16 protein-coding genes are annotated in these 13,648 nt (G+C 42.2%); 7 read left to right on the top strand and 9 right to left on the bottom strand.

Annotated features, from left to right (window positions below):
* Nucleotides 1–226 precede the first annotated feature (226 nt).
* Both EO98_RS01045 and EO98_RS01040 read right to left on the bottom strand, forming a co-directional pair.
* Nucleotides 227–892 (bottom strand): HPP family protein, encoded by a 666-nt coding sequence (locus EO98_RS01045; RefSeq protein ID WP_048140862.1) that lies wholly within the window; start codon nucleotides 890–892, stop codon nucleotides 227–229.
* Between the two features lie 80 nt (nucleotides 893–972).
* Nucleotides 973–2,607 carry a flippase activity-associated protein Agl23 gene (locus EO98_RS01040; RefSeq protein WP_048140860.1) on the bottom strand — a complete coding sequence of 545 codons (1,635 nt, stop codon included), beginning with the start codon at nucleotides 2,605–2,607 and terminating at the stop codon, nucleotides 973–975.
* An 80-nt stretch (nucleotides 2,608–2,687) separates the two neighbouring features.
* Here EO98_RS01040 and EO98_RS01035 point away from each other — a divergent pair, with 80 nt between their 5' ends.
* The 4 genes from EO98_RS01035 (at nucleotide 2,688) to crcB (EO98_RS01020) (ending at nucleotide 5,098) form a co-directional block, all read left to right on the top strand.
* Nucleotides 2,688–2,993, top strand: coding sequence for a ubiquitin-like small modifier protein 1 (locus tag EO98_RS01035; RefSeq protein ID WP_048140858.1), 306 nt, complete (start codon nucleotides 2,688–2,690; stop codon nucleotides 2,991–2,993).
* Nucleotides 2,994–3,012: 19 nt separating this feature from the next.
* Nucleotides 3,013–4,203 (top strand): gephyrin-like molybdotransferase Glp, encoded by a 1,191-nt coding sequence (gene glp / locus EO98_RS01030; RefSeq protein WP_048140856.1) that lies wholly within the window; start codon nucleotides 3,013–3,015, stop codon nucleotides 4,201–4,203.
* A 142-nt stretch (nucleotides 4,204–4,345) separates the two neighbouring features.
* Nucleotides 4,346–4,726, top strand: coding sequence for a fluoride efflux transporter CrcB (crcB, locus tag EO98_RS01025; RefSeq protein ID WP_048140899.1), 381 nt, complete (start codon nucleotides 4,346–4,348; stop codon nucleotides 4,724–4,726).
* Nucleotides 4,727–4,729: 3 nt separating this feature from the next.
* On the top strand, nucleotides 4,730–5,098 hold the full coding sequence (crcB, locus tag EO98_RS01020) for a fluoride efflux transporter CrcB (RefSeq protein WP_048140854.1): 369 nt from the start codon (nucleotides 4,730–4,732) through the stop codon (nucleotides 5,096–5,098).
* A gap of 252 nt (nucleotides 5,099–5,350) precedes the next feature.
* Here the strand turns inward: crcB (EO98_RS01020) and EO98_RS18665 are convergent, their stop codons facing one another.
* Nucleotides 5,351–5,524 (bottom strand): DUF5350 domain-containing protein, encoded by a 174-nt coding sequence (locus EO98_RS18665; protein ID WP_162197365.1) that lies wholly within the window; start codon nucleotides 5,522–5,524, stop codon nucleotides 5,351–5,353.
* 894 nt (nucleotides 5,525–6,418) lie between these two features.
* Between EO98_RS18665 and EO98_RS01015 the strand changes: the two genes are divergently transcribed.
* Nucleotides 6,419–7,138, top strand: coding sequence for a YkgJ family cysteine cluster protein (locus EO98_RS01015; protein WP_048140897.1), 720 nt, complete (start codon nucleotides 6,419–6,421; stop codon nucleotides 7,136–7,138).
* A 159-nt stretch (nucleotides 7,139–7,297) separates the two neighbouring features.
* On the opposite strand, the gene EO98_RS01010 is transcribed toward EO98_RS01015, so the two are convergent.
* The 4 genes from EO98_RS01010 to EO98_RS00995 all read right to left on the bottom strand — a co-directional run bounded on the left by EO98_RS01010 (nucleotide 7,298) and on the right by EO98_RS00995 (nucleotide 10,729).
* Nucleotides 7,298–7,984: a 2,5-diamino-6-(ribosylamino)-4(3H)-pyrimidinone 5'-phosphate reductase gene (locus EO98_RS01010; protein WP_048140852.1), complete on the bottom strand. Its 687-nt coding sequence runs from the start codon at nucleotides 7,982–7,984 to the stop codon at nucleotides 7,298–7,300.
* A gap of 223 nt (nucleotides 7,985–8,207) precedes the next feature.
* Nucleotides 8,208–9,062: a CBS domain-containing protein gene (locus EO98_RS01005; RefSeq protein ID WP_048136067.1), complete on the bottom strand. Its 855-nt coding sequence runs from the start codon at nucleotides 9,060–9,062 to the stop codon at nucleotides 8,208–8,210.
* Nucleotides 9,063–9,147: 85 nt separating this feature from the next.
* A complete protein-coding gene (locus tag EO98_RS01000; RefSeq protein WP_048140849.1) occupies nucleotides 9,148–9,600 on the bottom strand; it encodes a universal stress protein in 453 nt (150 codons plus the stop codon).
* A 19-nt stretch (nucleotides 9,601–9,619) separates the two neighbouring features.
* On the bottom strand, nucleotides 9,620–10,729 hold the full coding sequence (locus EO98_RS00995; RefSeq protein ID WP_048140847.1) for an amidohydrolase family protein: 1,110 nt from the start codon (nucleotides 10,727–10,729) through the stop codon (nucleotides 9,620–9,622).
* Nucleotides 10,730–11,561: 832 nt separating this feature from the next.
* On the opposite strand from EO98_RS00995, the gene EO98_RS00990 reads away from it, so the two are divergent.
* Both EO98_RS00990 and EO98_RS00985 read left to right on the top strand, forming a co-directional pair.
* Complete coding sequence (locus EO98_RS00990) at nucleotides 11,562–11,888, top strand: DUF167 domain-containing protein (RefSeq protein ID WP_048140894.1); 327 nt, start codon at nucleotides 11,562–11,564, stop codon at nucleotides 11,886–11,888.
* 67 nt (nucleotides 11,889–11,955) lie between these two features.
* Nucleotides 11,956–12,390, top strand: a complete 435-nt coding sequence (locus EO98_RS00985) for a toprim domain-containing protein (RefSeq protein ID WP_048140845.1) — start codon at nucleotides 11,956–11,958, stop codon at nucleotides 12,388–12,390.
* A gap of 238 nt (nucleotides 12,391–12,628) precedes the next feature.
* On the opposite strand, the gene EO98_RS00980 is transcribed toward EO98_RS00985, so the two are convergent.
* Both EO98_RS00980 and EO98_RS00975 read right to left on the bottom strand, forming a co-directional pair.
* The gene (locus EO98_RS00980) at nucleotides 12,629–13,045 is read right to left on the bottom strand and encodes a DUF356 domain-containing protein (protein WP_048135917.1); all 417 of its coding nucleotides are present in this window, start codon (nucleotides 13,043–13,045) and stop codon (nucleotides 12,629–12,631) included.
* A 27-nt stretch (nucleotides 13,046–13,072) separates the two neighbouring features.
* The gene (locus EO98_RS00975) at nucleotides 13,073–13,300 is read right to left on the bottom strand and encodes a hypothetical protein (RefSeq protein WP_162198116.1); all 228 of its coding nucleotides are present in this window, start codon (nucleotides 13,298–13,300) and stop codon (nucleotides 13,073–13,075) included.
* Between the last annotated feature and the right edge of the window lie 348 nt (nucleotides 13,301–13,648).

The raw sequence follows: 13,648 nt of genomic DNA, 5'->3' as shown, positions 1-13,648 counted from the left end.
TTTTTTACCCCAAACTCCTTTTTCTCAGGACTTATCCAGAGCTTTTTAGATCTCAATTTCCGTTTCCAGCTTTATCCCTCTGTTTTGTTCTCCGTTTAATCCCTCAATTTCAGTTTCCGGCTTTATCCCTCTGTTTTGTTCCCCGTTTAATCTCTCGATTTAATTTTCCGGATTTATCCCCTCTACTTTAGCCTCTGTTTTATCTCTCAATTTAATTTTCCTGCTTTCATCCTTTTCTTTTTTCGTCCCCTATTCTTTCCTTCTTTCTTCTTCTACAAATCTCCTTTACGAGATCTTTCTTGGAGATAATTCCTGCCAGTTTTCCATTTTCGCTGACGCATACGCGGTCAAACCTGTGCTTCATCATAAGATCCGAAGCGTCTTTGAGTGTAGCGTTAAGAGAAATTGTCACCGGATGCGTTATCATTACGTCTCCCGCTTTTCCTCCAAGAGACCTTATAGCTGTAAGAGGGGTATGTTTTGCTCTGGGAACCAGGCACAAAAGCAGGATTTCAAGAACGATGTCAAGATCAATAATTCCCACAAGCTCATTATTCTTATTCACTACCGGGAAAGTATGGTAGGGGAGCTTCCCAAAAAGCGAAAAGACTTCTTCCAGAGGAGTGTCTTCCTGTACTGTTACCACTTCTCTGGTCATAAGTTCTTTAATTGTTATCCAGAGGCAACGCTCAAAAATTTCGACGATCTGTTCGGATTGAGGACCAGCTTCCGGAAACCCTTCAAGAGAATCAGGTAATTCTCCTTCCTTTTCAGAAACCTTTTCCAGCTGTTTATCTTTTCCTTTTTCCTTTTCTTCCCTCTCTTCGTTGCTGCTTCCTTGAGAGGAGTTTCTTCCTGCAAGATTATTTGCCAGAGCGAATATTTTGTCCATAACCAGCCCCCATTTATAGAACTCTCCCCTTTTTACATATTATTTGTGTTTTCCGATACTTTCTTCTCTGTATATGGGGTTTATCCGGTCTTTTCAAGTTTGTTCTTATAATAGAGGGTGAAATCTCTTCCCGGGCGCAGGGTAAAGTTGTAAGAGGAGTACTCTTCTTTAGGGATTTCCCTGTACATGTCATAGGACATGGGCACAATAATAGCATCGTACTTACTGCTTGCAGGAGGTTTTGAAGAATACCCCACTTTTTCATAGTCCTCCAGGTACCAGGGCAGGGGCCAGTACAACTTATTCGGGTCAACCACATAAAGCCTTAGATTTTCAGGCCTTCGGTCTAGACCTTCTATCTTTTCCATGAGCTCTCGAATATCCGGAGAAGCCTGTGTATACGTCATCAGCTCTGCCGGCTCCATGCTCCTGTAGTAATTTACCGAGATACACTGGCCCAGAGAAATTAGCAGGGCGAGCGCCAGAATTCCTGCTGTTAAAGTACGGGCTTTTCCGGCATGTTCTGCCCGAGAAGATGGCCTTGGCCTTGTCAGAGGGCTTAGATTTCCTTCCAGAAGCTCCTGTTCCGGCATTACATATTCATTATTCCGGGAAAATATTTCTCCCAGATAAGCTCCTGCCAGGATTCCAAAGGGCAGGACAATATGTACAACAAGCCAGGGAACTTTTTCCTGAAGGTAGGAATAGAGCAGAAGGCTGGTAAATGCCCAGTAACAGAGGAAAAGGAAAAATGAAACATTTCGACCTTTACTTTTCAGAAAATGGAAAAATCCTGCAGTCCCAAAGAGTATAACCGGAATCTCGTATCTGAAAAGGATGGGGATATAATAATAAAATGGACCTCCGATCCTCTCTATCCTGTGCATTGCCAGCCAGTGGGTAAAAGCCCTTTCTACGATTGAGAAAAGGGAAATATCGTTCCTGAAAAGGCTTGTATAAAAAAACATTATAATGAAAATGGAGAGCGCCCCTGAAAGAAGAATTTCAGGGAGGAAGGGTAAAAGTACCGAAGCTTTGCGGAGGAGGGTCTTTTGCAAACTCAGGTTTTCTCTCTTCCAGCTGGAATGAATCCAGTATAGTAAGCCCATCCCGGCATAAGCTCCGAATATAAGTATGATAACGTAGGCGTTTTCCTTTGCAGTTACGGCAATGGCAAGGGAGGAAGCTGTCAGGATAAGGTAAGGGTACCGCTTTGAGCTGTGAATATTGTCGAGATAGCGGAATACACCTGCAACAGCAGCCAGAGTGCAAAACACAATTATCATATCATTTCTGAAGAACCTTGAGAAGTAGACCATGCTTGGAGAAAATGCAAGCAGAAACATTGCCCAGAGCACTCCGCTTTTTCCCAATTCTTTCTTCAGCAAAAAGAGCAACAGAATAGTTGCCACTCCGAAAAAGACCGGGACCAGGCGAGCTGTTGTATCGTTTATTCCCAGGAAATGGAAGACAGCTGCAGTAGAATGGAAAAGAAAGGGGCCGTGGTAGGCTGGATTATAACTGTACTCCCCGGTTTCAAGCAGTTTGAGGGTAAAACTGCCGTGTACGCTTTCATCATGATGAAAAACCCTCTCTCCAAGCTCAAATAGTCTGAGGGCGAGGGCAAAAAAAACGATCAGAAGCCCGAAAAGCCTGTACTTTTTATCAGAGAGCTTCGGTGAATTTACGGGGTCAGAATCTGGACTTTGCTGCATTGTTTCCCAAACCTGCCGGTGATGGCTGTTCCTTATAAGGCATAGGTATATTTAAGGAATAGGATGAAATAGTCTTTCTCATGGCTGAAGTAAAAATTAAGTTATTTGCAAATCTGCGTGAGGCAGCAGGCACACCGGAACTCCTGCTTTCCGGAGAAAAGGTCATTGATGTCCTGTTATCCCTCACCGACAAACATCCGGAGTTAAAAAACCTTATTTTTGAAAAAAGCGATGACAAAAGTGATGAAAAAAGCGAGACCCCGGTCCTTTGCGGCTCAATTAATGTCCTGGTCAACGGAAACAATGTCCGGCACCTGGAAGGGCTTGATACTCTTCTAAAGGACTCGGATGAAATTGGGGTTCTACCTCCCGTTTCAGGAGGCTAATTTTTTAAGGGGTGAGTATATGGGCAGGATATTTAAAGAACGCACTTCAGTTGATGAAGCTTTACGGCTTTTCCTTGAAAGTATTTCCCCTCTCAGGCACACAGAAGAAGTACCACTTGAAGCCTGTGCAGGCAGGGTACTTGCAGAAGCTGTAGTTTCCGGAAGAGATGTACCTCATTACAGGCGTGCTGCCATGGATGGATACGCTGTCAGGGCATCCGATACTCCAGGTGCTTCCCCTGCAAATCCCGTGCTCTTACAGCTTTCTGACAGTATAGAGGAAGGGACTTCTATGTGGGTTCATACCGGAGCCGTTATGCCGGAAGGAGCCGATGCGGTTGTAATGGTTGAGGACACTGTTGCAGCAGGGGACATGGTTGAGATCAGGGCTCAGGTTTATCCGGGAAGGAACGTCGGGCAGATTGGAGAGGACATAAAAAGAGAAGATCTGGTTTTTGAGGAGGGGCATCTCCTTCGCCCCTGTGACGCTGCAGTACTTGCATCCCTCGGACTGGACAGGACGAAGGTCTTCCGAAAACCGGTGGTTGCAGTCATCCCCACTGGCGATGAGCTGGTAAGTCGTGAGACTGCCGGAGAAGTCCCTCCACCGGGAATGGTGCTTGAGACCAACGGGCTTATGACTGCCCTTTATGTGGACAGATGGGGCGGAATTCCCAGATTTACAGGGATCGTGCCTGACCGTCCTGAGAGCATAAAAGAAGCGGTGGAAGCAAACCTGGACGCCGATATGATCCTTCTCTCAGGCGGGACTTCGGTTGGTAAAAGAGACCATTCCCCTGAGGTTGTAGCGTCCCTGGGAAAACTGCTTGTGCACGGGGTCGGCCTCAGCCCTGGAAAGCCTGTAGCCCTTGGGATCATAGGTAAAACTCCTGTGGTTTGCCTTCCGGGCTACCCGGTTGCCGGGCTTGTTGCTCTATACTTTTTTGTCCGCCATGGAATCCGAAAGCTGGGTTCTATACCAGAAGTACCGGAATTTGTCCTTAGAAAGCGCCTGGCTGCAAAAATAAGTTCAAAAATAGGATATGTTAATTTCATCCGCGTCGTTTTTGAAGGGGACATGATACGCCCGCTTACGGGAAAGGCAGGAGTCCTGAGTTCGGTTGCGAAGGCTGACGGATATGTGCTCGTGCCTGAGCACGTGGAAGGCTATGAGGAAGGACAGGAAGTGAATGTTTTCCTGATCGAGTGAAATTGATATACAGAACGGATAAGGCTAGCTTTTTGTATTTTTTCACTCTCTGAAAATGAATAAAATTTTATACTACCACGGGCTATTGGGACTGGAAAAAACTGTCCCTTACTCCAATTTTTAGATAATATAAGTGAAAAAAATGCCCTCTCCAGATAAAGAAATGGATAAGATTTTTCTAATAGGAGCCGGCGGCTTTCTTGGAGCCATTTGCCGATTTTTGCTCTGCGAACTTGTGGAAGGGCAGCTTGGCATCCTATCTGTAAACGTACTTGGGAGTTTCATGCTGGGCATGATAATGTACGACACTGAGTACCTGGGTTTCATAGGTCCTAAAGGAAGGATTGCATTTGGCACAGGGTTTATGGGAGCATTTACAACTTTTTCCACATTTGCGGTCCAGTCTTTCAGCATGCCTTTCATTCCAGCCCTTGGAAATATCAGTGCCAATATCTTTCTTACCCTTACAGGCGTATTCTTCGGCAGGAGTGTTATAAAAGCCCTCTCAAGCAGGGAGATCTGAGAAATGTTTCCAGTTTCGGGTATCGGAGAACTCTTTTTAATAGGCACTGGAGGTTTTATAGGGGCATCTCTCCGCTATACGGTTTCAAGCCGCGTGCCAAAAATCCGGAATATTCCGGCAGGGACCCTGACAGTAAACCTTCTGGGCAGCATAGTGCTTGCGCTCTTAACTTTTTCCTCTGAGCCCGAATCCATGGTATATCTGTTAAACATAGGAATTCTTGGCTCCTTTACAACCTTCTCCACCTTTGCCTACGAGACTTTCAAGCTACTTGAGGATGGGCAAAACGTTTCATTTTTTCTCAATATTTGTCTAAATGTTATGCTCTGCCTTCTGGGTGTAAGCATCGCATATCTTGCCCTCAGGCTTTGATTTTGAAGATATCCCCTGGAAGAGGTTACTTAGGGCAGATTATAAAGATTGTTTTATGGTTGTTTCAGGGATTTTCTCGGCTTTAAGTTATTTGTTTAAAGCATCAGCTGTTAGAGCAGCGAATTTAAAACACCATTTAGAAATCTGGCTACCTGGAGTAAAATAGCCCGGATAAACGGATTTAAAAAAGAATATGAAGTAACTTAAAATATATAACTAAAAAAAAATGGTAAAATAGAAAAGCCCTTAAAATCACTTTACAAGGGCTTTTGCAGATCTTCTTATGAAGCGCCTTTTATGACCTGAAGAGGTGAAGCGCTGTGAAGGTCCGGGGTGTGCTTTCTGAGCTTTCGATTTCTGAACCTTAATTACTCTGCCTTTTCTGCCTTTTACCTTTACCCAATCAATGCTGCCGGTTTTGCCCATTATCATTCCTCGTTAATTTTGATTTAAATATATTCTGAATTTGCTTAAATTTATAAGTGATTTATTCACATACCATATTTGCCTTATCGCTGACCACTGCTGTTTGCCGCGGATTTTTTCCTTCAGCAGTGTTTCAGCAAAAAGGTATTTTGATTCGAGAATCTGTCAAATCGGTAATATTTCAATGATCTTAATTGGAATGTTTGATATTCCTTGAAGCCTGAAAGTAAGAAATTATGAGTTTCATCAAGCCTTGGGTTTATCATAAAGAGAAATGCTAGTAATTAAATGTTACGGACATTGGCCGAAATCCAGGCATAAAATGTGGAGATATGCGTAAGATATAAATAATTCGACCTCTGGAAAATGCGTATAGATCCATTTTATAAGTGATTTATTCACATACCACATTTGCCTTATCGCCGACCACTGCTGTTTGCCGCAGCTTTTTCCTTCCACAATGTTTCAGCAAAAAGGTATTTTGATTCGAGGATCTGTCAAATCGTAATATTTCAATGATCTTAATTGGAATGTTTGATATTCCTTAAAGCATGAAAGTAAGAAATTATGAGTTTCATCAAGCCTTGAGTTTGTTATAGAGAGAAATGCTAGTAATTAAATGTTATGGACATTGACCGAAATCCAGGCATAAAATGTGGAGATATGCGTAAGATATAAATAATTCAACCTCTGGAAAATGCGTATAGATCCACTTAAAAATGTACAGGTACCTTAGATGATACCAGAAAAAGAGTCAACTACCCCTGAACTAAAGACCCTGGGGTTTCCTGCTGAGGTTTTATGAATAGCAGGAATAGATAAATAGAAGGAATTGACGAATAAAAGGAATTGACGAATAAAAGGACAAATGCCTCATTATTCTTTTCTGAAAAGGTGATTTCCGTAAAAAATAATCCTATTGAAACCAGGCTTGCCGAAGTGCGAGAAGAACTTAGGGACTTAAAAAGCTTCCCGGACTCTGAATTTGTCGGCATAATCAAAGAACTGGGATTCAGGTGTGAACTCTGCGCCCGCTGCTGCACTAAAGAGTTTAACGACCATGTATTTCTGCTTGATTCAGACCTGGAAATAATAAAGCAAATCGATCCGGATGCCATCACTCCTGCCCCATATTACGAGTTTTGCGACCAGAACGGCAGGTTCTACGTTTCAGGCTATGCCCTGAAAACAAAACCTGATGGTTCCTGCATTTTCCTGGAAAATAAGAGGTGCAGAATTTATGAGAGCCGCCCTTCAATCTGCAGGGTATATCCCCACATGCTTCACAGGGAAGCCGATGAAACAGGAAAAGTAGACTGGCGGCAGATAAGCGGCTTAAACGAGCATGGGAGCTATAATTCAGAACTCGGCAATTTGACGTGTGAAGCAATTGGAAGGGAGACCAGGGTTTATGAAGAAGCTTATCTCAAACAGATGATTGACTTTTTCGAAGTTGTGGGAACTCATTTCAGGAAGAACCGCTTAAAACACGTCCAGAGTATATATGACCGCAGAATGCGGGAATTCCTTAAAGGGGAATGCGAACTGGAAGTTTTTGTATACTGCAGCAGCGGGCTTGAAATGAAAAAACTCAGATATGAATCGGACAGGTAACCAGCAGAACTGCTTTAATCCGGGGAACGAGCTCGTCAAGGTAATAGAATTAAAAAAGAAATTAAAATGGCTAAAAAATTCATTTTTAGATAAAAAGACAACATGTTGTTAAAATCGTAATGGAAGGGAAATAAAGGAGAGGAAAGGAAAGGAAAAATTTCAGTTTCTTTTACCTTTGACCTTCCACTTAAGAAGTATACCTTCTTCAATATTTTCAGCCGAAAGCAATTCAAGTCCAAAGAGTTCGGCTTCTGTGAAACCTTCCCCATCCGTAAAAGTCGGAGCTGTTTTTCCTCCTATGATGAGGTTTCCAACGAAAGTATAGACCTCATCAACAAGGCCTGCGGAGATCATACCCCAGTTCAGGGTCGCGCCTCCTTCGACCATGAGGGTGTTTATGCCCATTTCCTTTAATTTTGCCGCCAGCTCTCCAAGGTCAACTTTAAGGGCTCCTGTTTTAATGACCAGAGCTTTTTCTTCGAGGCTTTTGATATTATCTGCAGAGGCTGAATTTGAAACAGCAATTATCCTGAGCCCGTCTCCTTTTTTGAATATATCGGCATCCAGAGGAGTTCTTGCGGCACTGTCCACAATAATCCTTACCGGATTTTCGTTTTTTCCGGCGGTTTTTCTGGCGGCTTTCCGTTCAGGAGATTTTACAGTCAGGCTGGGGTCATCGGCAAGTACGGTTCCTATCCCTACCATGATTGCATCTGCCTGAGCTCTTAGTTCATCCACTCGCTCAAAATCGAGTTTTCCGGAGATCTTTACTTGCTTCCTCTCCTTTGTTGAGAGCTTGCCGTCGGCTGACATAGCAGAGTTTATAAAAATGAAGGGCCTGTCCATGTTATGGTTCCTGAAAAAAGTATTAAATTGAGAGGCACTTTGTCTAAAAGTAGCCTTTCCGCATTAGAATTATGGAATAGACCTGGCACTTTACTTTAAGTCTGTTTTTCTTACCGGATTTTCCAGTCTGTGTTTATTTTTTGACTGGAATAAGTTTGAGCAGGAGCTTGAACTATTTCTGACCTGGCTCAAAACTGTTTTCAGTCCGGTATTTTAACCTGGCTTATTCCGAGTCGATCAGGGGCTTCAGGAGATCGTGGTCTCTTAAGAGGCCCTGAAGCTTGCGGTTTGAATTAATGATTGGTATCTGGTCGATCCTGTTACGTTTCATTTTTCTTGCGCAGTCGCTGACAGATGCAATGTAGGTAGCTGTGATCGGTTCCCGGATCATGACATCACTTCCAATCAGATTTGGGACCTTGATCCTGGAAACGCTGTAGTAGATGCTCATGGTATCCCGCATTGACTCCCAGGTCCACGCATCATCATCCTGGCCTGCGGACATATCAGACATCTCCACACTGTCTTCAATAACGCTTGCAGAGATAACGTCCCTGTCCGAGATTATCCCTATGAGTTCCAGGGCAGCATCGAGCACCGGAACGGCTTTGACACTGGCAAGTTCCATGATCCTGGCTACAACAGGTAAAGGCGTTTCACTGTAGATTGCAACTACTTCCTTTTCCACATAGTCCTTGATAGGAATATCGATATTCATATCCGCAATTGTGCCCACGACGTCTGCAACCGTAACAAGCCCCACGAGTTTTCCATCATCGACGACCGGAAGTCTTCTGATACCGTGCTGCAGAAGCAGGCGTGCGGCAGTCTGCAGGTCCGATCCAGGGGATATGGTAATCGGATCTCGTGTCATAAGAAGGGCCAGCTGTTCTTCTTCAGGGTTTTGTAACAGGTTTGTCCGGGTCACGATTCCTACTACTTTGGAATCCTTGAGTACCGGGACTCCCGATATATGTTTATTCTTAAGAATTTTAAGAACCTCGTCCCTGGAACCTGGCAAGGTCGCGCATGCGACGTCCCTTACCATTATATCTTCTATGAAGATGTTTTTTGGCATATGATTTACACCTGTGTTGTCCTCTGAATCCTGGATTTTTTTGTTTATCACTTCTTCTTCAAAAGGCTTCCAGTTGATAGCAATATCAGCTTGTTTCTACACTACGAACGACCATTACCGGAACTTTTGAGCCTCTGACCACTTTTTCTGCAACGCTTCCCATGAGGAATCTGTCAAGCCCGGTTTTTCCAAGTGTCCCCATAATTACCAGGTCAGCATTGTTATTCTCTGCGAACTCGAGAATCGCATTACTCGGGTGCCCTTCCTCAAGTACCTCCTTTACATCCACGCCTGCAATCTCTCCTTGTCTCTTCACTTCAGAGACTGCCTTTTCCCCCTCTTTTTTCAGGATTTCGTACATTGCTTCCCATCCGGCATCCATTGGTATTGACGAAAAAGAAGATGTGTCCACTACGTAAAGTGCGTGAACCGTAGCCCCACTGAGTTTTGCAATCTCAATTCCGTAAGAAATTGCCTTCCTGGTATTCTCAGATCCGTCTGTTGCAATTACTATGTTCCGGTAAAATTCGCTCGTCATGTCTCGCTCTCCATTTGCTTTACGAATGAAGCACCGCTAATATATCGTCAGGTCTTGCCCTTTTTGTGATTCCACTTATAGGGTCCTTTATCCCGGCCAGATTATTTGAACTCCCATTCAGGACCATCAAATTAGCTTTATTCCCCTTTTCTATCGACCCCGTGGAGTCTGGCCCCATTACAAAAGAACCATTAAGTGTGCAAATTTTAAATACTTGCCTATCTTCGATCGAAAAGACTTTGGACATAAATTCCATTTCAGCAAACATATTTACAGAGTTTAACATTACATTGTCTGTACCTGCTGCCACCCGGATTCCAGCCTCGAGCATTTCAGCTATCGGTGCCATTCCTACTCCTGTTACGAAGTTTGATCTCGGGCAGACAACAACTGGAACTTCTGTCTGAGCGACTTCATCAAGGTCTTTTTTTGTGGCTTGTGTTAGATGGATCAACAAGTCGGGCTCCAGAGAGAGGGCTTTTTCAATGTCACTTCTGCTCTTTTCCCCTGCATGAATTGCAAAGAGCTTTTTTCGATCTCGTGTGCAGGCTATAATCTCCTGCAAGAGTTCCATATTGAGATCATTTGCTCCGCTCATTCCAAGCCCATCGGAATTCAATAAAACCCTTCTTACTTCGGCAAGCACCACCCCCAGAGGTAGCTGAGGTTCTGTGGGTCTACCAAATATAAGGGAATGTAATTCCAACCCCTCAAGAGCTTTATTCAGGGCTGCAACACCTACAACCCCTCCTTCTCTAAAATCCGCAAAAGCACAGGTCCCTGTCGCAATCATATCTAATAGAGACTTTCTAATGTACTCAATAAGTGTTTTATAAGAAGTTTCCCTGAGAATTCGGTGTTTTAATCCATCCGGCGGCTTTACCAGGGAATCAAGATCTCTCTTAACCCGAAAACCGGTAGTGTTTCCCAGGGGAGGGTCTTTGCAAACTGAATCTCCGAGATGGGTGTGGGCATTGACAAAACAGGGCGCTATTATATTTGCAGAATATGTGTGCTCTTCTCCAATTTCCGTGATAATCCCGTTTCGTACACAGATGTACCCAACTATGGGATCCAGTTCGGGACCTGCAATGATTGTTCCGGGAATTATCTGTTCAGTGCCGTACATATATACGCACCCCTGCTGCTCATCAAACGCCTGTGCTCAATTAATGAAAGACCAAACATATACATCATATATAACTTTTCCTTATGCGCCTTTTGTGCTGCCCGTACATTTTTCTCTGATTGGGAAATGCCAGAATATTTATTCTTATATTTTAAGCGGTTGTCCTCAATTATATATGCATGACGAGGGTCATTCTTACCGGCATATTTATAAGTTAGAAAATATATATAGTCATATGTCGCATTGTATAGGTCCTTGCATGAGATAATGGTAAATCCTAACTGTGAGTGTATAGACAACCCCAATGCGGTACATCAATAGTGTGACACTGCTCGGCACGAGGGTAACTGAAAGGGACTGCGGAAAACCAGAGGATGAACTTTCGGAGTTAGTGCGTCCGGGCTACAGCACTATTTTACACGAATCTATTTTTATAAAACTCATATTTACACAAATCCATTTTTACAAAACTCATATTTACACAAATCTATTTTTATAAAACTCATATTTACACAAATCTATTTTTATAAAACTCACTTTTGATAACTTTAATATATAATATAAGAAGGAATAATTAAAAACGATTCAAATATAATACCAAGGATTTTTGTTGCCAAGAATGATTATTTGGGGAAATGGAACTATAGAGCAATTCCCGAACTGAAAATTTGAAAATATAGTTTAATCATTCCTTAATTAGCTGATTCAGGCTGTCTTTCAGCCCGTTTTGGATTATAGCTTTATTCGTTTCGGGCTATTTTTATTGATCGATGGTTATTGCTACCATTTGTCGGTTGTCTAGTTACTCATTTATATAGATACATTCAAAATGATGACACATATGTCCTTCGAAGAGGCAATAAAAGCTCTGGATTCCGGTATTATTATTGATATTGAAGTTACCCCGGGTTCCAGGTCACTTTCCGTTCCCAGCGGCTATAATGAATGGCGCAAGAGAATCGAAGTAAAACTTACTAAAAACGCCCAGAAAGGAAAAGCAAATGAACAACTTATTGAGAGCCTCGCCAAACTCTTCGGGATCAGCAGTTCGGATATCCAGATAAACAGCGGAGCTACAAGCAGCAAGAAGTCCTTACTGATAAAAGGGGTTTCCCATCAACGGGCAGTTTCGGTTTTTGGAGACCATTTAAAAGGATAAAGACAGGACTGCGGGAAACGGCTTTCAAACTATACCTATTGTTTAACGAAAAGGGTTGCAGAGTAACGTGACTGATATTGAAATATACAGAAAACGACTGGAAAGGATAGAAGAACTGATCGCAGAACTTACAGAGCACTCTGAAAGAGGGGCAGTGATTATTGTTGAAGGAAAAAGAGATATTATTTCCATGAAGCGACTCGGTATTGAAGGCAGCTTTGAGCTTGCAACCCACCAATCTCTTTTTAATTTTTCAGAGAGAATCGCGAAACTCGGCTGCGAGGTAATCATACTCACGGACTGGGATCGGAGAGGTGACCTGCTTGCCGTCAAACTTTCAGAATACTTTGATAACTTTGGAGTAAAGCCTGAACTCCAGATCCGGAATAAACTGAAATTAATAACGCAGAAAGAAATTAAAGATGTGGAAAGCCTGTATACTTACATTTCCAAGCTAAGGTCAAAGACGGGCCCATCTTTCGATCAGGAATATGGAATATGAGACTCGAAACTAATGGACCAACTGAACACTCCAAAAGCATGAACCAATCAAAAAGGGAAAAACTGATCTAAAAGGGAAAACTGTAAAATAAAAATAATAATTAAATGGAATGGAACCTGGGCAAAAATTCTGCAAAAAATCAGCTATATAAAAAAGAGAGTTTCCTTTTTCTCCAGCTATTCCAGAAAATGAAAAAAATAAAAATTAATTTGCATTCTAGCCTTAAGAAGAGGAAGTATTATTCTTTATGCATGGGATTGGATGATTCTGCATTATCCGGAATCAGATCCATACTTTGCGGGTTTTTTTGATGATTGAATGTTCTGTCAAATTCCGGATATTTTTGAAATTTGCCAGCCAGCTCTTCAAACATTTTATGCCTTGGACTGATAATAATTATATGCGCAGGGGGGTGAATCTTCTTCAACCTGCTAATAGCCGCTCCAGCGTGATTATTCAACTCCACAAGGGCTGCAGAGTTGCATTTTGACTTGAGTGATACGCCCATTACATTTACAAGAAGCTCATCAGCATAGTTTGGTTCAATACATTTCGGAGTCGCTGAAAATTGAATATGTCCGTATCGTTCTAGGTCATGTAATGCTATTTTTACTTTATCCGAGTCGTCTGCCCGGACTAACGCGAATGATTTCATTTTTTACACACCACCAATCAACTGAAGTTATCCCCATTTCGATATAGATCTACCCCTATAATAAACTTTGTTTATGAAACGGCTTAGTGGATTACCATGATTTGTCCAGGCGGATATGGCATCCTCATCATATATAATAATGTTAAATAATAATGTTAAAAATGGCCAGTTTCGGGGCCTTAATATTTGTCCGCCTTCCTTCTTATGCAAAATATGCTCAAAAATTACAGGGGGTTCTACAATTTCTTTTTTCAAGATATCGTATGCGCCTCCATGAAATGAAGCCGCATATTTTATAGTTATATGCATCGTATATATATTCGTTTTGAAATAATATTTTGATAACAGGAGAACTTTCCTTAAATCCGATTTAGTTGAGTTATTTAAGAAATGAGTTTTTTATTTATAGTAATATAATATTCTCTTGTTGATCCTGTAAACTACATTTTTTAATTCCCAATTTCAGCATGAATGGAGATATTTCTCCGGGCTAATTATAAAATCAGGAAATATTCCAGCTTCAAGCGGATTTTTATAAACCCCATAAATATCGATATAAATTGAATAAAAGAAGAATGATATAAACATAACTATTTGATTCTG

This window comes from Methanosarcina sp. 2.H.T.1A.6 (assembly GCF_000979455.1).
Classification (GTDB): domain Archaea; phylum Halobacteriota; class Methanosarcinia; order Methanosarcinales; family Methanosarcinaceae; genus Methanosarcina.
This window is presented reverse-complemented; position numbering and strand designations above follow the sequence as displayed.